General features: G+C 36.8%; 23 protein-coding genes. 2 read left to right on the top strand and 21 right to left on the bottom strand.

Annotation, left to right across the window (positions count from 1 at the left end; genetic code table 11):
• Nucleotides 1-249: 249 nt before the first annotated feature.
• The 4 genes from BXY82_RS14700 to xerA all read right to left on the bottom strand — a co-directional run bounded on the left by BXY82_RS14700 (nt 250) and on the right by xerA (nt 4,335).
• Nucleotides 250-1,044 carry a cation transporter gene (locus BXY82_RS14700; protein WP_166643311.1) on the bottom strand — a complete coding sequence of 265 codons (795 nt, stop codon included), beginning with the start codon at nt 1,042-1,044 and terminating at the stop codon, nt 250-252.
• Nucleotides 1,045-1,588: 544 nt separating this feature from the next.
• On the bottom strand, nt 1,589-2,344 hold the full coding sequence (locus BXY82_RS14695; protein ID WP_133758993.1) for a DUF6090 family protein: 756 nt from the start codon (nt 2,342-2,344) through the stop codon (nt 1,589-1,591).
• A gap of 169 nt (nt 2,345-2,513) precedes the next feature.
• A complete protein-coding gene (locus tag BXY82_RS14690) occupies nt 2,514-3,137 on the bottom strand; it encodes a hypothetical protein (RefSeq protein WP_133758992.1) in 624 nt (207 codons plus the stop codon).
• Nucleotides 3,138-3,210: 73 nt separating this feature from the next.
• The gene (xerA, locus tag BXY82_RS14685) at nt 3,211-4,335 is read right to left on the bottom strand and encodes a site-specific tyrosine recombinase/integron integrase (RefSeq protein WP_133758991.1); all 1,125 of its coding nucleotides are present in this window, start codon (nt 4,333-4,335) and stop codon (nt 3,211-3,213) included.
• Between the two features lie 82 nt (nt 4,336-4,417).
• On the opposite strand from xerA, the gene BXY82_RS14680 reads away from it, so the two are divergent.
• On the top strand, nt 4,418-4,798 hold the full coding sequence (locus BXY82_RS14680) for a hypothetical protein (RefSeq protein WP_133758990.1): 381 nt from the start codon (nt 4,418-4,420) through the stop codon (nt 4,796-4,798).
• Nucleotides 4,799-5,028: 230 nt separating this feature from the next.
• Here the strand turns inward: BXY82_RS14680 and BXY82_RS14675 are convergent, their stop codons facing one another.
• The 9 genes from BXY82_RS14675 to BXY82_RS14635 form a co-directional block, all read right to left on the bottom strand.
• Nucleotides 5,029-5,838, bottom strand: a complete 810-nt coding sequence (locus BXY82_RS14675) for an MliC family protein (protein WP_133758989.1) — start codon at nt 5,836-5,838, stop codon at nt 5,029-5,031.
• Nucleotides 5,839-6,178: 340 nt separating this feature from the next.
• Nucleotides 6,179-7,546 (bottom strand): porin, encoded by a 1,368-nt coding sequence (locus BXY82_RS14670; RefSeq protein WP_133758988.1) that lies wholly within the window; start codon nt 7,544-7,546, stop codon nt 6,179-6,181.
• Nucleotides 7,547-7,550: 4 nt separating this feature from the next.
• Nucleotides 7,551-8,000, bottom strand: coding sequence for a DMT family transporter (locus BXY82_RS14665; RefSeq protein WP_133758987.1), 450 nt, complete (start codon nt 7,998-8,000; stop codon nt 7,551-7,553).
• Nucleotides 8,001-8,081: 81 nt separating this feature from the next.
• Complete coding sequence (locus BXY82_RS14660; protein WP_133758986.1) at nt 8,082-8,495, bottom strand: DoxX family protein; 414 nt, start codon at nt 8,493-8,495, stop codon at nt 8,082-8,084.
• Nucleotides 8,496-8,576: 81 nt separating this feature from the next.
• The gene (locus tag BXY82_RS14655) at nt 8,577-9,101 is read right to left on the bottom strand and encodes a YceI family protein (protein WP_133758985.1); all 525 of its coding nucleotides are present in this window, start codon (nt 9,099-9,101) and stop codon (nt 8,577-8,579) included.
• 58 nt (nt 9,102-9,159) lie between these two features.
• Nucleotides 9,160-9,594: a DoxX family protein gene (locus tag BXY82_RS14650; protein ID WP_133758984.1), complete on the bottom strand. Its 435-nt coding sequence runs from the start codon at nt 9,592-9,594 to the stop codon at nt 9,160-9,162.
• Nucleotides 9,595-9,608: 14 nt separating this feature from the next.
• Complete coding sequence (locus BXY82_RS14645) at nt 9,609-11,408, bottom strand: amidohydrolase (protein WP_133758983.1); 1,800 nt, start codon at nt 11,406-11,408, stop codon at nt 9,609-9,611.
• A 59-nt stretch (nt 11,409-11,467) separates the two neighbouring features.
• Nucleotides 11,468-12,157, bottom strand: a complete 690-nt coding sequence (locus BXY82_RS14640) for a hydrolase (RefSeq protein ID WP_133758982.1) — start codon at nt 12,155-12,157, stop codon at nt 11,468-11,470.
• Nucleotides 12,158-12,213: 56 nt separating this feature from the next.
• Nucleotides 12,214-12,930 (bottom strand): pirin family protein, encoded by a 717-nt coding sequence (locus BXY82_RS14635; protein WP_208293712.1) that lies wholly within the window; start codon nt 12,928-12,930, stop codon nt 12,214-12,216.
• A 344-nt stretch (nt 12,931-13,274) separates the two neighbouring features.
• Between BXY82_RS14635 and BXY82_RS14630 the strand changes: the two genes are divergently transcribed.
• Complete coding sequence (locus BXY82_RS14630) at nt 13,275-15,383, top strand: sigma 54-interacting transcriptional regulator (protein ID WP_133758980.1); 2,109 nt, start codon at nt 13,275-13,277, stop codon at nt 15,381-15,383.
• Between the two features lie 178 nt (nt 15,384-15,561).
• Here BXY82_RS14630 and BXY82_RS14625 read toward each other — a convergent pair whose 3' ends face one another.
• The 8 genes from BXY82_RS14625 to BXY82_RS14590 form a co-directional block, all read right to left on the bottom strand.
• Entirely contained in the window at nt 15,562-15,723 is a 162-nt protein-coding gene (locus BXY82_RS14625; RefSeq protein WP_317128599.1) for a (4Fe-4S)-binding protein, read from the bottom strand.
• Between the two features lie 2 nt (nt 15,724-15,725).
• Nucleotides 15,726-16,301 (bottom strand): TMEM175 family protein, encoded by a 576-nt coding sequence (locus BXY82_RS14620; protein WP_133758979.1) that lies wholly within the window; start codon nt 16,299-16,301, stop codon nt 15,726-15,728.
• A complete protein-coding gene (locus BXY82_RS14615; RefSeq protein ID WP_133758978.1) occupies nt 16,298-17,191 on the bottom strand; it encodes a pirin family protein in 894 nt (297 codons plus the stop codon). The genes BXY82_RS14620 and BXY82_RS14615 overlap by 4 nt, the downstream gene beginning before the upstream one ends.
• A gap of 27 nt (nt 17,192-17,218) precedes the next feature.
• Nucleotides 17,219-17,503, bottom strand: a complete 285-nt coding sequence (locus tag BXY82_RS14610) for a GNAT family N-acetyltransferase (RefSeq protein ID WP_133758977.1) — start codon at nt 17,501-17,503, stop codon at nt 17,219-17,221.
• Nucleotides 17,504-17,547: 44 nt separating this feature from the next.
• Complete coding sequence (locus tag BXY82_RS14605) at nt 17,548-18,477, bottom strand: DUF5996 family protein (RefSeq protein WP_133758976.1); 930 nt, start codon at nt 18,475-18,477, stop codon at nt 17,548-17,550.
• Nucleotides 18,478-18,594: 117 nt separating this feature from the next.
• A complete protein-coding gene (locus BXY82_RS14600; protein WP_133758975.1) occupies nt 18,595-19,473 on the bottom strand; it encodes a pirin family protein in 879 nt (292 codons plus the stop codon).
• A 107-nt stretch (nt 19,474-19,580) separates the two neighbouring features.
• Nucleotides 19,581-20,090, bottom strand: coding sequence for a YceI family protein (locus BXY82_RS14595; protein ID WP_133758974.1), 510 nt, complete (start codon nt 20,088-20,090; stop codon nt 19,581-19,583).
• Nucleotides 20,091-20,275: 185 nt separating this feature from the next.
• Nucleotides 20,276-20,869: a Crp/Fnr family transcriptional regulator gene (locus tag BXY82_RS14590; RefSeq protein ID WP_133758973.1), complete on the bottom strand. Its 594-nt coding sequence runs from the start codon at nt 20,867-20,869 to the stop codon at nt 20,276-20,278.
• Nucleotides 20,870-20,978 lie beyond the last annotated feature (109 nt).

Here is a 20,978-nt window from a genome sequence, read left to right as displayed (position 1 = left end):
CAAGGCATAGCAATCTGAGTTTTGGTTCAAATTGCAAGTTAAAAAGTGTAAACGATGTTTCTATAACTCTGTAAAGGATGTTTGTATATCGTACCAAATTACCGCCAACGGTTTTGTGTATGATTAGTGGCGTGTTTAAGCACCTAATTTAGCAAATAAAAACCGAATAGAAAATCCGCGAGGATTTTCGTAAGTAGGCGAGAACCAGCCATTAATTATACACGTTGTTGTAAGTAGTGCTTTTTTAGTTCACTTACTTAATTTCAAAATCCGAAATGCTCCTTGAATTACCAATGCAAAAACAATTGTTCCGATAATCAAATCAGGTTTATTAGAACTCAAATAATGCACTAAAATTCCTGCAATAATTACTCCCAAATTGATAATCACGTCATTCGAAGTAAAAATCATACTTGCTTTCATATGTACTTCTTCTTTGCTCTTTGACTTTTGCAAAATATAAAGACAAATTCCGTTTGCAATAAGTGCAAAAATCGAAACTATAATCATTGTTGAAAAATCGGGAAGTTTCTCGTTTCCGAAAAATCTTCTCAAGACTTCTACAAATCCAATAATCGCAAGTATTATTTGAAAATATCCAGCAAGTTTGGCAATCCGTTTTTTCTTTATTACTGTTCCGCCAACCGCAAACAAACTAATTCCGTACACAAAACTGTCCGCAAGCATATCTAAACTATCGGCAACAAGTCCCATAGATTTTGAGATAATTCCTGTTGTCATTTCAATAATGAAAAAAGCAAAATTTATGGCAAGTACAGACCAAAGTAGTTTTTTCTGATTTTCGTTTTCTTTAAATTCCGTTTGGTCGGTTTGTTCAGTCGAGATTTTCTTTCCGCCTAAATTCAATTCGATAACGGACTTTTCGATTTGGTCAATTTCTCCGCTGTGAAAAACGGTCAATTTTCGATTCGGAATATCAAAGTCCAAATTCGCAATGCTTGGAATTCCGTCCAATTTCATTCGGATAAGATTTTCCTCTGAAGGACAATCCATTTTGGTAATTTCAAATATTGTTTTATTCACTTGGTTTCTGGGTTTTTCGGCATTACTTACAACGTTTACGTGTATGAAAAGTGCGTGTTTGTATGCGCGGATTTTCCGCAGGAAAATCGGACGCTAGCAAACAAGCACAGCCATTGGTTAGGAACTAAAGTAAGCATTTTTTATACACATTGTTGGCAACAGTTGTTTTTCGTTTTATCTGGCCTAAAAATCAAAAAAAAAATCGCGGGCAGTAAACTGGCAAAAAATCCTAGTTTTTTTAATCCGTAAACCTTGTCAATCCGCAATCTGGCTAAAGTCGGTATAGTTTTTATTTAACGTATGAGTGGGAAGTCAGCTGGAGAAATGCACGGAATTTTGGTGAGAAATGAGCTTTTAAATACTCCAAATTCTTTGGGTTTTCAACTGCGATCGGGAATTGTTGCCAACGGTCTCGTATAACCGTCAGTTACGGGTTAATATGCGTTAATTTTCGGTTTAGCACAGACTTTAGCAATTCCGAGTGGATTCGGACGTAGTCGAATCCGCCGTAATTGCGGTTATACATTGTTGTGCTTTCGTTATTCTAGTCATATTCCTCGATTAATTCATAGAGGTTTTCTAATTCAGTTTTAAGTCTTTGGTAGTTGTCAATCTGTACATTAGAGTTATAGAATATATTATCTACTAAACTCTCAAACTTTAAAATATTCAGCACATTTAAATTGTTGTGACTGCTAAATTTTGAAGGTCCGATTAGTTCTCCATTCGCAGTGTGTTCATAGTCCATCTGTCTGAAACTGATATGCTCATATATAAACGGATAAAAATATTCGTTAAGGTCTTCGTTCATGTATTTTTCTCCACTTCTAACTTCTTCGACTAGAGATGGCAAACCGTATAAAAGTGTCTTTAAGGAATCCGATTTAATAAGTGCGACCTTTCCAGTATTCAGTCCTTCATTTAAGGTTCCGTTTTTAAACTCCATGTTGCCGTTTGCCATAGATATATTGATTAAGCTGTCCAATGTCTTGGAAGAAAGTTTAGTAATATCTTCTCCAAACATTTTTAAAATAGCCAACGAACTTCTCCTCTGGCTTTCTTTTTTTTCAATTTCCACTTTTGTAAAACCTATATTGCTTTTTACTTCGGCTTTTAGTCGTGCAACAAACTCATTAGACTCTTTTAAATTACTTTTGTTTTCATTCCAGTTATTAATCTGAAGAGCAATTAGAATACCAATAACAACAAGTATAATCTCTCCAATAGCATATTTAAAATACTTCACAGTTTTGTTTTTCTCCATAAGGTCGTAACGTATTTTTCTAAAGAATTTTATCATTGGTTAGCGGTTTCTGATAATGAAGCACAACGTGTTTGTGTAAGATTAGTTGCGTGGTTTAAGCACCTAATTTAGCAAATACAAACCGAATAGAAAATCCGCGAGGATTTTCGTAAGTAGGCTTGCACCAAGCAATTAATTTTACACGGTGTTGGCACACGTATTTTTTTCATTTTCCAGTTCTATAATCGGTGTTTGAATAGTCAAAATCGGAAAAGTCTTTATAGAGTAGAATCCGCTTTTCTTTAGTCAAATAGTCTTTTATTATTTGATAATTTCCTTTTGGAAAACTAATTCGATCGCCTTTTGTCAAAAATCGGTCTCCACCAAATTCACAATCACATAATTTTCCTCGAACAGGTGTTGCATAAACAGTTACTTTTTCCTTATAACCGTCTTTCCATTCTTTTTTGACTACTTGAATTTTTTGTCTATTCTTTTTCACCAATTCACGTAATTCAGTTAGGTATTCGCTGTAATTGTCAGGGAAATTAAATTCCGTTCCGGTTGTCATAGTGTAGGGATAAGACACTTTTCCTAAACAACAAGATTCCAATTGGTCACTACCATAAAATTCGTGTAAAAAAAAAGAATAGATTTTGGGTTCTTTATATTCATCTACCTTTTCATATCTTTCTAATTCCGCAACCCAATAGTAAATAAAAGTTCCGTGAGAATCTTTATTTCTGTCCATTTCAAAAGTCAGAATCACAAATTCTTTTTCAGTCAGATTTTGAGTAAATCCGCTAAATGAAATTAGTAGTAGAAACAGTAAAATTACCTTATTTTTCAATCTGAAAACGTGTTTTTTTTATATGTGTGCCAACAATAGGGTATAGACTATTAACTATATACGCGCTATATCGCTAAGATAGTAAATCTTTAATTTCCATGAACGATCTGTTGGCAACATGCGTGTAAATTTCGGTAGTTTTCGTTGAACTGTGGCCTAACAGCAATTGAATGTGTCTGATGTCAGTGCCATTTTCTAGTAAATGTGTCGCAAAACTGTGCCGTAACATATGAGGTGTTACTTTTTTCACAATGCCTGCTTTTTCTGTGGCCGCCGTTAAAAGACTTAGAACACTGGAAGCACTGTAAGGTGTGCCAGGCCTTCCTTCAAAAAGATAGGTTTTTGGTCTATATGCCTTGTAATAGCTCTGTAAATCTTTTAATATACTGGGACTTAAAATAGATATGCGATCTTTGTTTCCCTTTGCATTATTAATTTTTACAACCATCCTTTTGCTGTCAATATCTGTGACCAATAAATTAAGTAATTCACTTCTTCTCAGTCCAGAGGAATACAATAAGCTCACAATACATTTGTGCTTGATGTTGTTGGTGCTGTTAATGATGTTTACTATTTCCTCTTTAGACAATACATTGGGCAGCTGCTTTACCTTACGAGGTCTTTCTATACTGTAAAACCTATTGGGCATACCGTGTACAATTTCGTAGTAAAATTTAATGCTGTTGATGGATAGATTGATATAGGAGTTTGATTTTTTTTCTTGAATTAGCTTCTGCAGATACTTTCTAACATCAAATTCATTAAGCGTGATAGGATCTTCATCATAATAATGATTGATAAAAGCCTCAAAACAAGATACGTAATTTTTTACCGTATTATCTGAATACCTTTTCAGTTCCAATTTCAAAAGATATTCTTCAGGACAAGGTTTGAACCCTTTTTTTGGCAATCTTTTTCTATAGCGCTCTAAATTAAGTTCTGGATTGTCTTGGTTAATGACTTTTTCTGAAAAGAAATAATTGCCATTTACCCAAGCTACACCATGAAATGTCTTAAAAATCAATTCGAGATTGTGTTTTGTGTTAGGGAGGTAGAACATGCCGTATTCCGTACTCCAAGTGCAATTTGGTAAACTGTCTACAAGAGCTTGAAGCACTTTATTAGTGCTATATTGGAGTCCGATGCACTTTTTCTGGTCGATGAGTAAGTGCTTTAACGTGATACTTTTGTGAGTCATGATTTTTTTTTAACCAAGTTAGTGGATATGAATGATTTAAACGTATCTTAACCGAATAGGATGCGTATAATATTCATTTAATATGGAGCGGCTTCAAAAATCATGTTTGTATTGTAAAAAGGAAGTGTTTGGTAGATCCGATAAGAAATTTTGTGACCCCCAATGCAAGAGTGCCTATCAATACCAACAAACCAGGGCCCAACCGGAACGGTTTTATAACAAGGTTGATAATCAACTCCGTCTCAATCGAAAACTGTTAAAGGATTATAATAAAGGTGGAAAGGTTACTGTAAGAACTAGTGTGTTGAAGGCTAAAGGATTTGACGCTCGATTTTTTACCCATTATTGGAAAAATGGAAAGGGCGATGTGTATCTGTTTGTCTATGAATATGGATTTTTGAGAAGATTAGAACATGGGGTAGAGAAGTACATCCTGATTCAATGGCAAGATTATATGAATTAAAAATTTAATGGGATAGCGTAATTTAGGTGGTTAATCTAACTAATTTATTTCTGGATATATTCAACAATCGATTCATTTTTATCGACTTTAAATGGTGTTGTAACATTGCTTGTATAAACAACAAAACGGATTGTGAGTACAATCCGTTGTTGCGCATTTTCTAAATTTATCAAGCTAGGTGTTATAGTCTAAAGGCTGTTCTAAATGGTTAACCTTTGCATCATACCATGTTAATTTTTAAATACTGTTTTGCCGTCTTTAGTCAATTCATAGCTATCGCCTTTACCTCTTAATTCATAATAGTCATTTTTGTACCAAATGCCCGAAGCGGCTTTTTGGGCCACTAAATCGATTTGGTCGCCACCATTAAGAAAAGCTTGTAACGTACCATCCGTATTGTTAAAAGTCATGTTAAGGATGTCGCCGTTGCTACCCTTTGCTTCAATGACAACTTTTTGGTCCTTATGTTCAAACACAACAACATCGTCTTTGGTTAATTGAAGGTCATTTCCTTGGCCTCTTAATTCATACTGATCATTGGAATACCAAAAACCGGAAGCGGCTTTTTGGGCTACTAAATCAATTTGATCGCCGCCATTTAAATACGCCTTAGCTGTGCCTTCCGTAATGTTAAAGCTTAGCGTCAATACATCGCCGTTTTCATTTTTGGAAGTCACTGAAGTTTTCAAATCTTTATGTTCAAAAACTACTTTTCCGTTTTTGATTAAGGTCAGGTCGTTGCCCTTACCTCTTAATTCGTATACGTCATTTTTATACCAAATTCCGGAGGCTGGTTTTTGACTCGTAAGTTGCGCCGTATCGCCATTAAATTTAATGGTGGCAACCCCTCTTACATTATCAAAAGTCATATCTAGAGAATTATCGTCAGCATCTACCTTTGAAATTTTAATCAAGTCCTCAGAAGTTGTGGATGTTTGTTCCATAGTTTGGATTTTGCTGTCTGTTTGCTTAGATTCTTCTTTAAAGCTTACTATTAAAATTGATGCCATCATGGCGATATTTAAAATCTTTTTATTCATTTCTTTACAATTATTCGATGGTTAAAATTGTGATCAGCATGTTATTGAACTTTTTTATGGGTGTGTTCGGTTATTGATGCTTATATAAGCCAAAAGTAGATGTTTTTCCAAGCAAATTTTAGCGCTTTAGAATTAAATCATGCCTTATACAGCTACATAAAACCTTAACAATAGCTAATTAGATATTCTCGCCTACTTGCAAAATTAAGCTAAGTCAGACAACAACTTTCAGCCGATTGTATGATGGACTTTTTGTTGGTGTCTAACTTCATAATTAGGCATTTATTACGAAGCTTTAGGGTTTGTTTCTTTTTTGTTGTGATTTTCATGCTTTTGTGTTCTAGAATTTAAATTCCGTTGTAAACACAAAATGATATAAGGTATCTCCTTGGTGGCTCTGTTTTAAGAAGGCGCCAGGAAAAATAACGTTAGATTCCAGTTCAAAAGTTATAAATTTATTAACTTCATACCCCACAATGGCACCTATTTGATTGGCGATAAAACGCTCGTTGTTAACAGAAGGATACTCTAATAATAAGGCCGGATTGTAGAGTCCGTCATCGGTAGAAAATCGCCAGAAGGCTACATAGTCCATCTCAATACTCACCTTGCCAAGAGCGCTTTTAACATACGGATGTACATCGATGAGATTTGATGGCCCAAAACGTGCCACACGGCCAAAATAAGCCCCTCTAGGATAAAGGGCATCAAAAGTGTTTAGAGTGTTGTCATTTGCATCAGCGTCGCCACTAATGGCTTCCGTTTTAAGGCCAAGCGTAATAGGGTGAGATGGGTTAAATTCCTTTTCCACATTAAAGGAAACAGTCCATGCACTTATGTTTTCATCGCCAAAAGTGCCTAACTGATATACAAATTCGTTGTTGTAGGTGAGGCCGTTCCAAGTTCCAAAATGTCGCAGCCCTATGGATGTTCTTTGGTCAGATGCGGTACCAGCATTCCACGTTTTGTTTGCTTCGTCTTTGTGAAGAATGTTAAGATCTGTATTGGTCTGTGCTGTCCAATGTTGTGTCCAATACAGTGCAGTAAGGGTTTCGTCAGTTTCAAAGGCCTCATTGTCAAAAACGCCTTCTTTTTGTTGTACCGGGATGGCATAAAATCCAGTTACAGTTGAAATTTGGTTTTTATATTGCAATTGCGCCATATCAAAGGAGAGTCGGACGTTTGGGCCTTCGCGCACATCTATTAATCTCCCAATTCCGTATCGCATATTCTGACGGCCAATGAGCAGGTTGAGATGGTCATTAAAATAATAGCGTGCAAAAAGCTGGTTGATGTTCAGTATGTCCTTATCTACTGGAGCTATATTTTGTTTGCTCAACACGGTGCTAGAATTCAGCTCAGAAAAAATTTCAAAGTTGTTGCCCAATTTTAAATGGGCGTGCAACATGCCGCGGTGTAAATACCAAGCATCGGACTGGTTTTTAGTTTTGTCAAACTGTTCATTAATAAACGCTTCTGTTTGAAAACGGTAGCTGCCGCCAAAACTTAATGAATTAGCTGACTTTAATGGGCTTGATTTTATGCGTTGATAGAAATCTTTTGGTTCAGTAATGGCGATGCTGTCGTTTTGACGAAGAAGTTTAAATTCCAGAATGTTTGCATCAGGAGGTGTAGTTGTTTGTGCTGACAATGGCTGATATAGCGTGCCAATATAAAATAAACCTAAAAAGAATGTCCAGCTTTTCATAGTCTTAAAATTTCCGTATCAGCAAAACACCAACCACCAAAAAAGCCACACCAAGCAAGCGTTGCCAGTTAATTTGTTTCACTGGCAGGCCTAACAAACCGTAATGATCTAGAACCAACGAAACCGTCATTTGTCCTGCAACTACCAATACAAATGTTAATGCGGTGCCCAGTTTGGGTGCAAGGATAATTACAGCTGCAACATAAAAAGCACCCAATAGTCCAGCAATCCAGACAACAGGCGATACAGTTTTGGTTTGCACTATGGTTGAAAAATCGAATTTTAATATAAAAAGATAGATTAGCAAACCTATGGTTCCAATTAAGAAAGAAGCAAATGCTGCAAAAATGGGTTGATGGACAGATTTCCCTAGTTGTACATTGAGGCCGGCTTGTAAGGGCAAAACAGATCCTGCTAGGACTGCTAAAATAATATATAGAAGTTGTGGTTTCATCTGATCATTAAAATTTGAAAAGCAATTAAAATTAGCAATGACAAAAAATTGATTAAGTCATTGGTGTTGCGTTATCATAACTTATTTAAAAAATTTGTGATCTAAACTGTACTTACCAGCGCCCATATAGGCTATAAAACCGAATACTATAGAGTAAATAATGGGTGTGTCTTGGATATTAGCAGGGTCATGTAAGTGGATTAAAAGCAAACCTGATAATGTGAGTGTAATGATGAAAAAAGCAGCAAATCGTGTTAAAAAGCCAAAAGCTACACATAAAGCGCAAATCACGTTGGTGAAGATGGCGTAATAGGTAGAAAATGTGCCTCCGAAACCTAAGGGGTCTGGGATGTGTGCTATAGAAGCTTGAATGTCTAAAAGCTTTGGTAAGCCATGCGCTTTGAGCAAAGCACCTGCCGCAAGTATTCGAAAAACTAGAAGTCCGACATCTACATCAGCTTTACGTATGACAATTTTTTTTAATAAGGACATCATAAGATTTGATTTAAGCTATTATTAAAATTGGGATTGATCAATAAAAATGAGACCAACCCCAATTCAGCTATTAATACTTGCTTATGCTTTAATAAACTGCAAGTCGATAAGAAGTTTCACAGTATCACTTACTACAATACTGCCTGCCTCAGTTACGGCACTCCAAGTAAGGTTAAAGTCTTTTCGGTTAAGACTTCCAGTAGCTTCAAATCCTGCCTTGGTCTGTCCGTAAGGGTCTACTGCAATACCATTGAAGTCGACATCTAATTTGATTTCTTTAGTCACATCTCTGATGGTAAGATCTCCTACTAAAGTGTTGCCGTCAAATGATTTTGATTTAAAAGTCATTTCAGGGTATTTCTCTGCATTAAAGAAATCATCAGATTTTAAATGTGCATCTCTATCTTTATTAGAAGTGTTGATAGATGCTGTTTTTGCTGTAAAGCTGAAATCTGCATTGATAAAATCTTCATTTTCCGTTTCAACTGTTGCATCAAAATCTGTAAAGTGACCAGTCACTGTAGAAATCATCATATGCTTCACTTTAAAGCTGATTTCAGAATGTGCGGTATCTATATTCCATTTTGTTTTTACTGTTGTTTCCATTTTTTTTTATTTTAATGTTGAATAATTATTTTATTTCTATCTGTTTATTTATGCTCGCCTAATGCTTTACTTTATTAAAAATCATTGCATCAATTGAGTACTTACCAGCTCCTAAAACTGCAAGGGCTATATATATGGCAGAGTATAAAAGCGGAAGTTCCTGTTTGCCTAACCCATCGCTACTGTGTATAACAAAGGTTACAATTAACATGGTAATAAGCAGAGGTACGGCCGCTACTCGAGTAGTTAAGCCAAATATCAATAGTATTGAGCAAACAAATTCTGCAAAAACTGTAAGCGCAAGCGATGCTGGTGCACCTACCCCTAGAGGATCGGCAAACTGAATAGGATCGCTGCCAAACAATCTCTCTAATTTACCATAGCCATGAGTGAGCATCAAGATACCTGCAGTTAGGCGAAGTATTAAAAGTGTTATGGCAATTTGGTTACTGTATGCCCCGGGATTAAAAAGGATGTTATTTATTGATTTCATTGACAACTTCTAAATTAATTCTTTTGGTAGCCGCCATAATATTTAATTGGCGACCAATCTGGGGTTATTTCTGGTAATGTTGGACTCAGGTTTTCGTATTCGTTAGAAACATATACAACTTTTCCGCCAACAACGGTTAACACCGATTTGATATTATTGATTTCTTTTTCTGGAACTGTAAAATAATCGTCAGATAAAATGGCGAAATCTGCAAACATGCCGTTTTCTAAGGTTCCTTTTACATTTTCTTCTTTAGATACCCAAGCACTCCCTTTTGTATAAAGGTGTAAGGCTTCTTCTCTGGTCAATTTATTGGCAGCTTCAGCCAATTGGAAATCGCCTACAGTCTTGCCGGTAATTAACCAATACAATGCCGGCCACGGATTGTAGCTTGCTACACGAGTACCATCAGTACCTGCTCCTACAGGGAGGCCCATCTCCATCATCTTTTTAACAGGCGGAGCTTGTTTTGCTTTATCTGCACCATAGCGCTCTACAAAAAATTCTCCTGCATAGGCCATTCTCGCTTGTATGGCAACGCCGCCATTTAAAGCTTTAATACGCTTTAAATCCGCTTCGCTTACCGTTTCGGCATGGTCAAACATCCAACGTTCTGACGCTAATTTTCCATTCGTTTCTGTATTGACTTCTTCAATTACATCTAACATATGACCAATAGTTTCGCCATAGGTAGCGTGAATTCTGAAAGGCCATCCTTTATCAACATGTAATCTTAGGATCTTTTTTAAATCTTCTCTCCAAGTTGGGCGTTCTTCCAACATGGGTTGAGGTGCCAAAAAGTTTTCGAAATCTCCAGCACTCCAAGCTAAAAACTCACCACCGCCTTCTAGTTCATAACCGTGATCTAAATGGATTTCGCCATTGTGACCCACCTCGTTATTTGCCATCCATTCTTGAAACTCGGCATATTCTTCCCCTTTATTTTGTGGAAATAAATAGTAAGATAATCGGATAGGCATTTCTCCTGCCTCAGCCAATACTTTTGTGCCTGTATAATCTTTAGGAAATTTATGGCCTCCACCTCCAGCATCAATGCCGCTGGTAATGCCTAAGCTATTGAGTTCTCTATAAAAATGTTTGGTTCCATTTACCATATCGTCTTCTGATAATGCAGGTAAGGCTCCAATTCTTGCGTATAAAATGCCAGGATTAGGTTCTGCAAGAAGTACACCGGTCAGTTTGCCATTAGGTCCTTTTTCAAAAGAGCTGCCTTCTGGAGCTTTGGTGTTTTCGTCAATATTTAAAGCTTTTAAACCTGCTTGGTTTAGCCAACCTCTACTATACAGAAATAATACAAATGTAGGTACATCTCCTGTGGCTTCATTGATTTCTTCAGGGGTAGGGAAGCGTTGTTCTTCAAATTGGTAAGGGCTCCAGCCACCGATAACTCTAACCCATTGACCTTCAGGTGTTCTTTCGGCCTGTTCTTTCAACAGTTCTAACGCTCGTTTCAAGGTTTTTACACCATCCCAACGCAATTCAGCATTATAAAAACGTCCTCCTCTGGTAAGGTGAAGATGCGAATCATTTAAACCAGGAATAAGTGTTCTACCTTTGGCGTCAATCACTTTTGTATCGTCTGTTTTATACTTCAAAATCTCATCGTTAGATCCTGTAGCTAAAACTTTTCCATCCTTTACAGCAATGGCTTCTGTAGTTGTTCTATTAGCATTCATAACCGCTACCTTTGCATTGGTAACAATTAGATCTGCTGATACGGTATCTTTTTTTGCTTCCTCCTTGCAAGAGGCCAACGTAACCGCAAAAATTAATAGTGCTAAGAGTTGTTTCATTTCATTTAAGTTTAAAAAGCGCTTCACTTAAACTAAGTAAAGCGCTTTGTTAGTTGTTTTTAGTGCTTAAGCATTTTTCTAGCATATTGGATACCAAGACCGTATCCTCCACCAAAACGCATTGCTAATTGGTTAACTGCTTCATAAGTTTCGCCTCTAGCCCAATCACGTTGTAACTCTAGTAAATATTGCATAGAGGTGATAGGTTTAGCGCCAACTTGAATCATTCTTTGTACGGCCATATCATGCGCTTCCTGAGAAATGTCTCCAGATGCATCTGTAATGATATATACCTCATAACCTTCAGCAATAGCAGACATTGCCGGTCCAACTATACAGACACTCGTCCAAAGTCCTGCCATAACAATTTTTTTCTTGTTTTTGCCTGTAATTGCTTTGTGGGCGTTTACATCTTCCCAAGTGTTCATGGTCGTTCTGTCAACATATTCCGCTTCATTAGGGTAAAATTCAGAAATTTCCGGAAAAACTGGCCCAGAAAATGACTCGGCGGCCACTGTTGTCACTACTGTTGGGATGTTGAAGATTTTTGAAGCTCCAGCTACCAAACCAACGTTGTTGCGCAATTGTACCGGGTCTATGCCATTAACTGCAAAGCCCATTTGGCCTTCGTGGTCAATCAGTAATAGGGAATGGTTGGTTGGGGTTAAAAGTTCAGCACTTGGTTTTTGAGCAAAAACACTAGTGGTCATTGCTAAAAGTAATACGAATGTTAATTTAATTGTTTTCATTGTTTTAGTTGTTTAATTTGTATCATTTCTGACGTTTATATTTGGTTAAAAATTACTTACATTGTCATTGGTACTTCCATCAATAGAATTTCAGTATCACTGTCTGCTTTAATATCTAAAGACTCTACTTCCCAGATACCAAGGCCATCCCTTTCATTGAGTGCTTGTCCGTTAATGGTGACATCACCTTTTAAAATAAAAGCGTAAACACCATTTTTTTGTGCATCATTTAACTTGTATTGAAGTTCTTTGCCGTTTTCTAAATTGGTCATATTAAACCAAGCATTTTGGTGGATCCAAACCCCAGCATCAGCTTCGTTAGGCGATAACACTTGTTGTAACTTGTTTTTACGGTCCGCTGTTTCTAGGGTGATTTGATCGTAACGTGGTTTTACATTCTGTTTATTTGGAATTACCCAGATTTGTAAAAATTTTACCGGTTTGTCAGGATTGTTGTTGTATTCAGAATGCATGACGCCTGTTCCGGCACTCATCACCTGAATGTCACCTTCTCTGATTACGGTTTCATTGCCCATATTATCTTGATGCTTAAGATCGCCTTCCAGTGGAATGGAGATTATTTCCATGTCTCTATGCGGATGTGTTCCAAAGCCTTGATTCTCCGAAACCATATCGTCATTTAAAACTCTTAAAACGCCAAAGTTCATACGCTCTGGGTCGTGATAATTTGCAAAACTAAATGTGTGTCTGGATTTTAGCCATCCGTGGTTCGCATTTCCTCTTGTATCTGATTTGTGAAGTACTGTTTTCATAATTTGTCTTTCTTTATTTAGTGATGTTGCCCCTTTATTAGGCAATGTTGTGTTTATATTTTCGTTACGAGTAATTCTTTTTATATTTGAAACACTTGCAAAGGTTGTAGCACCAATAACTGTTAGTGCGCCTCCTGCAATTGCTTTTCTTATAAATTCTTTACGTTTCATTTTTGTAGCATTTGACATATACTAAGCTAATCTTGTGCCAATGATATAAGTTGCTGTAAATCAATTATTTAAATTATAAAAATGGAGATTATATATTCTTAATTAATAGAAATTTCTATTATATGAGAAAATTTATATATATTTTTACGGGGTTAAACAAATGCTAAACTGTTATGTTGCAAGAGACGTTGGTAAAAGATTGGTTGGTGGAAACCTTACCTTATGAGGTTATGTGGTTGGATGAAACAGGAAAACTGTTGTACGCAAACGAAAAATTTCGCAATCGGTTAGGCTATAACAAGGCTGAACTATTGAAGCTATCCATATTTGATATCAATCCTACGGTTACTCAGGAGAGTTGGGCTAAACATTGGGCTACTGTTAAACGTGAACAGACCTATTATTTTAAGGGCTCTCATAAAAGTAAAAGTGGAAAGTTTTACGAAGTTGAGGTTTTTACGCAGTTTTTCTCAAATAACAGAAATAATATCATCTGTGCCATTGTTAATGATATTTCACATTCCAGTTTTTATAAAAGTTTGATGGACAGTACCCAGGATATTGCCAATGTTGGGGGTTGGAAGTTGAACTTACAAGATGGGTCTATCATAGCCACTACTGAAGCCTTGAAAATTTTTAATGCCGAAGATTCTGAAGCACTCACCCCCGCAAATATTATACATCAATTTAAAGATCCAGAAAAAATTAAAAACCTGCTCCGTGGCGTTATGAGAACCTCTGCTGCTTATGATGAAGTCTTGGAAACCAAAGGGCACCCTTCTAAATTTATTAGAGCTGTTGCCAAACCGGTGTTAAAAGGCGATAAGGTCTATAAAATTGTTGGTGTTTATCAGGACATTACCGAACGACAATTAAAGGAAAACAACCTTCAGCTCTTTAAGGAAGTGATCGATAATGTTGAAGATTTAATTTATGTATTCAATAGAAAAGGTGAATTGATCCATTACAGTGTGTCTGTAATGAATCAGTTGGGATATAGCAAAAAGCAATTGGAATCCATCACGATATTTAAATTAGATCCTACAATTACTGAAAAATGGTGGAAAGAGCATTTTAATGAAATTGTGGACAAGGGCTTACTCAGATTTGAATGGTTGGCCCTTAAAACCGATGGCACCAAGTTTCCTGTTGAGATATCAGCAAACCATTTACGCTATAATGGAGAAGACTATAATTGCGCGGTTATCAGAAATGTGACAGAGCGTAAAAAGCGTGATTTAAAATTATATGAGGCCTTAGAAGAAATAAAATCTTTAAAGGAGCGCCTCGAACATGAAAATGAATATTTACAAGAGGAAATTAGCGATAAAATTAATGCGGATAATATTGTATGCAAGAGTGAAATTTATTCCAAAGTTTTAGAACAAGTACACCTTGTAGCTCCTACCGATACAACCGTTTTGATTACAGGGGAGTCTGGTACAGGTAAAGAGTTGTTGGCCAGTGCAATCCACACCAACAGTTTGGGAAAAAACAGAGCGTTAATAAAGGTGAATTGTGCTACCCTGCCAAAAGAACTGATTGAAAGCGAATTGTTTGGTCATAAAAAAGGTGCTTTTACGGGCGCCGTAACGGACAAGGTCGGGAAATTTACCTTGGCAGATGGTGGGACCATTTTTCTTGATGAAATTGGCGAAATGCCCATAGACTTACAATCTAAGTTATTGCGTGTGTTGCAAGAAGGCGAGTTTGACGAATTGGGAGGTACACGCACTATTAAAGTAGATGTAAGGGTGATTGCTGCCACCAATAGAAAATTGGAAGATATGATTAAGGAAGGGACATTTAGGGAAGATCTATATTACCGGTTAAACGTATTTCCTATTTACAATATTCCGCTAAGAGAGCGTAAGGAAGACATTCCGCTATTAGCGCAATTCTTCTTAGAAAAATTTTCATCTAAAGCAGGAAAAGCCTTTAAGCGCTTGTCTAAAAAAACAGTGGATGCTTTGATGGCCTATAATTATCCTGGAAACATTAGAGAATTGGAAAATTTAATTGAACGCGCGGTTATTGTAGAAAATGGTACCACTTTAAATACAGGTAGTTGGATGCCTACCACATCTGGCCCTATTAAAACCGCAGAACTTTTAACTTTCGAGGAAGCTCAGAAACAGCATATTATTGAGGTTTTAAAACGCACGGACGGAAAGGTGAGTGGGGTGAACGGCGCTGCAGGAATTCTAGATATGAATGCCAAAACCTTATTTGCTAAAATGAAGAAATTGGGCATTGAAAAGCAAACCGTTTTTAAAAGTTGAATTACAAAGTCATTACAGAAGTAGTGTAAATATGAAAATGGACAAGAGAGCAGTTTCTAAAAACGCTCCTTGTCCATTATTTATCTCATTACTCAATTCTTAATACTTACATGTAAATTCTTAATACTCACATCAACGCTTAATACTTAAAGCCCCTGACGGACATTTTGAAACTTGATCAATATAGTTCTGGAGTGCTTGCATTTTCAGGTTTTATCCAAGGTCTCTCTTTTGGATTGTAAACTTGAGGCAGCGTTTTTACACATATGCCAGAATGGATGCATTTTTCAGCTTTCCATAAGGTCGTAACGTCTCCGTTGGAATATACTTTTGTGTCCATAATCAATCATTTATCGTTTTTTCAATTCGCTTATCTGGAATAATCCACATTAGGGCAACGGCAAGGTATATGGCCAAACTCAGTATAGGAAAAAAGAAAGATATGACAACTCCTAAAGCATATAATAACAATGATAAATTCATTCGTTTATCCTTACTATAAACCTTTCCAACGTTTGAATCTTTGCCTTCATTCTTAATAACACAATACACCATAATTTTAAAGGCAATAGCTGCCATCAATAATACGATGCCATAAATAGCTGTAGGGTTGGCTTCAAAATGATTTTTTCCCATCCAATCTGTTGCAAATGGAAATAATGATAGCCAAAACAGCAAATTAAGGTTAGCCCACAAAATGGTACCGTTAACCTTATTGACAGCATGTAACAAATGGTGGTGGTTGTTCCAATAAATTCCTAAATAGATAAAACTCAACACGTAGGTTAAAAACACTGGTATTATTGGTTTTAGCGCTTCAAAATGATAATCTTCTGGCGCACTCATACCTAAAACCATAATGGTAATAATGATGGCCAGAACACCATCACTAAAAGCTTCCAATCGTCCTGTTTTCATAATCTACGTGGTTCTGGCAGCGGTACATAGTCATTTTCATCTCCTATTACTTTAGGAAACGCTTCAAGATTCTGGGCTTTCCAATCTTTTTTAGCTTTTTCAATGACTTCTTTGTCAGAATTCACAAAATTCCAATGGATATAGCGTTCTTCCTCAAAAGGAACGCCCCCAAAAATATAAATGGTGGTATCGGGCTCCATTTCAAAGGAACATAAGGTGCTATCTTTGGCCACTAATATTTGTTTTGGCCCGTAATTGTACCCGTCAGCATTGATGCTGCCTTCTAAAATGTATAAAGCGCTTTCACCATACAGGTCTTCTCCAATGGTAATCTGCTGCTTATCGGTGCTTTTTATTTCAATAAAATACAACTCACTATGTACAGGGACGGGTGAGGTTTTATCAAAAGCTTTCCCGGCAATCAATTTAAATTGTGCACCTTGTTCCGTCCATTGTGGAATGTCATTTTCTTCAATATGGAAAAACGTGGGTTCAGATTGCTCCAAGTGTTTTGGCAAGGCCACCCAAATTTGGAGTCCGTGTAATGATTTTTCAGAGTTCCTTAAATATTCTGGTGTTCTCTCAGAATGGACAACGCCTTTACCTGCGGTCATCCAATTAACGGCTCCAGGTTTAATTTCAACATCAGAACCTAAACTATCCTTGTGCTGAATGGAGCCTTCAAACAAATAGGTAAGGGTAGATAGCCCAATATGAGGGTGAGGCGGCACATCTAGATGTTCATCTTTAGTCATGGCTGCAGGTCCCATATGGTCAATAAAGGTAAACGGGCCTACGGCACGCTTTTGTCTGAATGGCAACAATCGGCCCACCATAAAGTTTCCAATATCGGCAGCGCGTTCTTCTATAATTAATTCGGTATTAGACATAGATTTCTGTAATTTTTTATGTTTTTTTTATGCTAAAACGTCTCGTATATTTTCATCGCGATCAAACCTTGCTTTTGCATACGGACAGAGTGGTATGATTTTAGAATCAGTATCACGCGCATAGTCTACACCAGCCATAACGAGTTGTTTGGCGTATCCTTTGCCTTCAAATTTAGGATCAACTTCAGTATGATCAATGATGAATTTTTCTTTTCCGGCCCAAGTAAACGTCATTTCGCCAGCTGCTTCATCATTATCATAAATAACGAATCGTCCTTTCTTCCCGTTGTCTTCTCGTTCTATTTTAGTCATTTTTAAATGTTTAATTGTTGTTATGATTTTTTGAGATTTGATACTTAAAGGTCTTCTAAATCAGGGACTCTAAATTTGTTAATATCCCAATTGGCTTTTTTTGCACCTGCTTGATAGGTGGATTCTAAAAAATTAAGTAAATCCTGTCTTGGGTTTTCTGACTGTAATAGGTCTTTGTATTTTAAAAGTGCCATGGGACTGCCGTTGCTTTCAATCCATTCTGCCGACGAAGGTTTAATGGTTTCCTTGTCTATCCCATCTGGTGAAGGGTAGGTGTAAGAATAAAATGCCGGTTCTGGTACATTTTCATCGCCTGCCCAAAAGCCGAAACTTATACACTCATGCGTGTAGGCATCTTTATCTGAGAGTCGTGCTTCTGCAGGCAAAGGCGGTGCTTCATTGCCGGAGAATCTCGTGACAACTAAATCAAAGGAATGCCAGTACAATTGCACCGGACATGTTTTGCCATAAAATCTTCCACTAAATTCTTCAAATACATTGTTAATCCATAAGAGTGTTCGCCATAGATCTTTAACATAGTTGGCATCATAATGATGGTATTCCTTAATTTTTTTGAAGGGTTTGTCTATATCCAAATCATAAGGAACATCTACAATGGCCACTGGAATGTTGAGCTTCTTAAAAATGTCCATAACATTGGTATAAAACTCGGCCACGGTCAGTTTATCATCCAATGCAAAGTGCTCATAATCGCCTCTACTTGTATTGACTTCCAATTGATGGTTTTGGACATTAATTGTAATGTCAAATTGATCAGCACCTGTATTGTAGGGTACTGGTCCTGTGGTAAAGCCGCGTGTGTTAATATATTCTGTAATGTACCACCAATGATTTTTTCTAGGGGTCATTTTAAGACGAATCTTACCTATAATTTGCAAAAACAGATGTAAAGTCATCTTCGTTTTCACATTTTCTTTATAGGGAATGTTGGGGAGTTGAAGTTTCTTTTCCATAGTTCGCTTATTTAGTTATATATATCCTCAAAAGTTACTCAATCTATGCCATTTTTCCATATTTCTTCTTAATTTTTTCCCAAGAAATTAGGAGGCCTTTGAAGTGACTTAATGATATTAATCTTCTAAATATCCAAATTTCCCAATATTGAAATCATTAAATGCCTCAATCAATTCTGCTCTAGTATTCATCACAAAAGGGCCTTGGGCTGCAATTGGTTCATTGATGGGTTCCCCGCTTAATACCAATACCAAGGCGTCCTCAGTAGCTTCAATATTAAAATTTTCGCCATCATTCGCCATCAGTGCCAAATGGTCTGTAGGTGTTTTTTCTTTGCCGTTAACCACAATTGACCCTTCAAGTACAAGGAGTGCGGTGTTATAATTCTCAGGAAACTGAAATTCTGCTGTTCCGCCTTTATGCAACTTGGCATTGAATAAATGTACAGGGGTAAAAGTTGAAGCTGCTCCTGTGGTCCCTTTATAATCTCCAGCAATAACTTCAACACTTCCAGCACCTTCAGGTAGTGTATGTACAGGAACGTCTTCATTTTTTATAGCTTGGTATTTTGGGTCGGACTTTTTGTCCTTGGCCGGAAGATTTACCCATAGTTGAACCATTTGGAAATCGCCACCTGTTTTGCTCCACTCTTTGTCGTGATATTCTTTATGAAGTATGCCTTTGGCTGCGGTCATCCACTGTATGTCGCCCTCACCAATTACGCCACCACCGCCACTGCTGTCGTGATGTGCAACTTTACCTTTATAGGCAATTGTTACTGTTTCAAATCCTTTATGCGGGTGTACACCAACGCCTTTAGGTTTATTGGATGGAGGAAAAGCATAGGTGGAATTATAATCTAACATTAAAAACGGACTCATGCGTTGCATATCCATTCCGTAGCTGCTAGGTATAAAATTATGAACGCGAAAACCGTCGCCAACAAAATGTGGCTCGCGAGGACTCGCAACTAATTCTACTGTTCTTGTTTTCATAATACATATATTTAATTAAAAAAATAAAGGTCAGAAGTTAGTGTCCCATCAAAATATGAATGATGACTTGCTAACCAACTGACCTTTATTAAAACCTCGGGGGTTATTTATTGTTTGATAAATTGAAGATTAGCAATTAACTTAACTTTATCACTTACTACAATGTTTCCGGCTTCTGTAACGGCGCTCCAGTTTAGATTGAAATCTTTACGATTAATTGTACCTGTAGCTTCAAAACCAGCTTTTGTTTGTCCGTAAGGATCTTCAGCGATACCGTTAAAATCGACATCAAGAGTTACTTCTTTAGTGATGTCTCTAATGGTCAGATCTCCAACCAATTTCTCGCCATCAAAAGACGTCGACTTAAAGGTTAGTTGTGGGAATTTTTCAGCGTTGAAAAAATCGTCTGATTTTAAGTGTGTGTCTCTGTCGCTATTTTTAGTGCTGATAGAATCTATTTTTGCACTAAAATCGAATTGTGCATTTTTGAAGCTGTCATCGGCTGCGTCAACAGTAGCGTCAAATTCGCTAAAGCTTCCAGTTACCGTTGAAATCATCATGTGTTTTACTTTAAATTCAATTTCAGAATGTGTTGGGTCTAATTTCCAGTTTGCCATGTTATTATGTTTTTTTATGTTAAACGTTTTAATTTATTACAAATTTACGGGCAATTAAACTGCTGTGCATTGATGTATGTTAAGAAATGACTTTTTAGTAAAATATGCCAGGTGTGGAAAAGCGAACATGGCATACAGAATCTGTTGTGGAAATTTTAATAGGATAATTACAAGCGAATTAATTTTTAAGACCTGAAGTTTTTTCGCGCCAACTCCTTTCGGACACGGCTCAAACTCTCTGGCGTTATTCCTAAATACGAAGCCACCATGGTTTGGGGTACGCGCAATAAAATGTCAGGATACATGGCCACAAACTCTAAATAGCGCTCTTCTGCATTGGAGCTTAGGAGCATATGGATGCGGTTTTGCAAATGCCGAATATGATTGTGAAGCAGTTTGTTATTGAATTCTGTAAACGCAGGGATTTTTATGGAAAGGTTCTTAATAAAATCTTCATCTATCATGACAATTTCACTATCCTCCAAGGCTTGGATGTAGTAGGCAGAAGAGGCGTTGAAATAAATGCTTTCCCTATCAGATACAAACCAATTTTCAGGAGCAAAGGATATGGTGTGCTCTTTGCCCTTACTGTCTATTGAATACTGTCTTAAAAGTCCTTTTTCAATAAAGTAGGTGTATTTGCTAAATTCATTGGCCCTTAATAAGAACTCGTCCTTTACGACTTTTTTGATAGGGTAGTCGTTTGCCAATAACAAAATCTCCTCTTCATTTATTTTAAGATTGGAGCTCAGGTATTTTATCAGTTTCGGGCTGTTCATTTTAGGTGTATAAAGGTTTTCAAAATCTAAGAATTATTAACGCTATCCAAAGTTACATTTTTAACGATAAGCAAACGCAGTTATTTCAACTTTTGAAACTCATACTTAT

It is taken from the genome of Gelidibacter sediminis (genome assembly GCF_004364975.1).
Classification (GTDB): Bacteria; Bacteroidota; Bacteroidia; order Flavobacteriales; family Flavobacteriaceae; genus Gelidibacter; species Gelidibacter sediminis.
The sequence above is the reverse complement of the archived record's forward strand: the minus strand, read 5'-3'. Positions and strand labels throughout refer to the sequence as shown.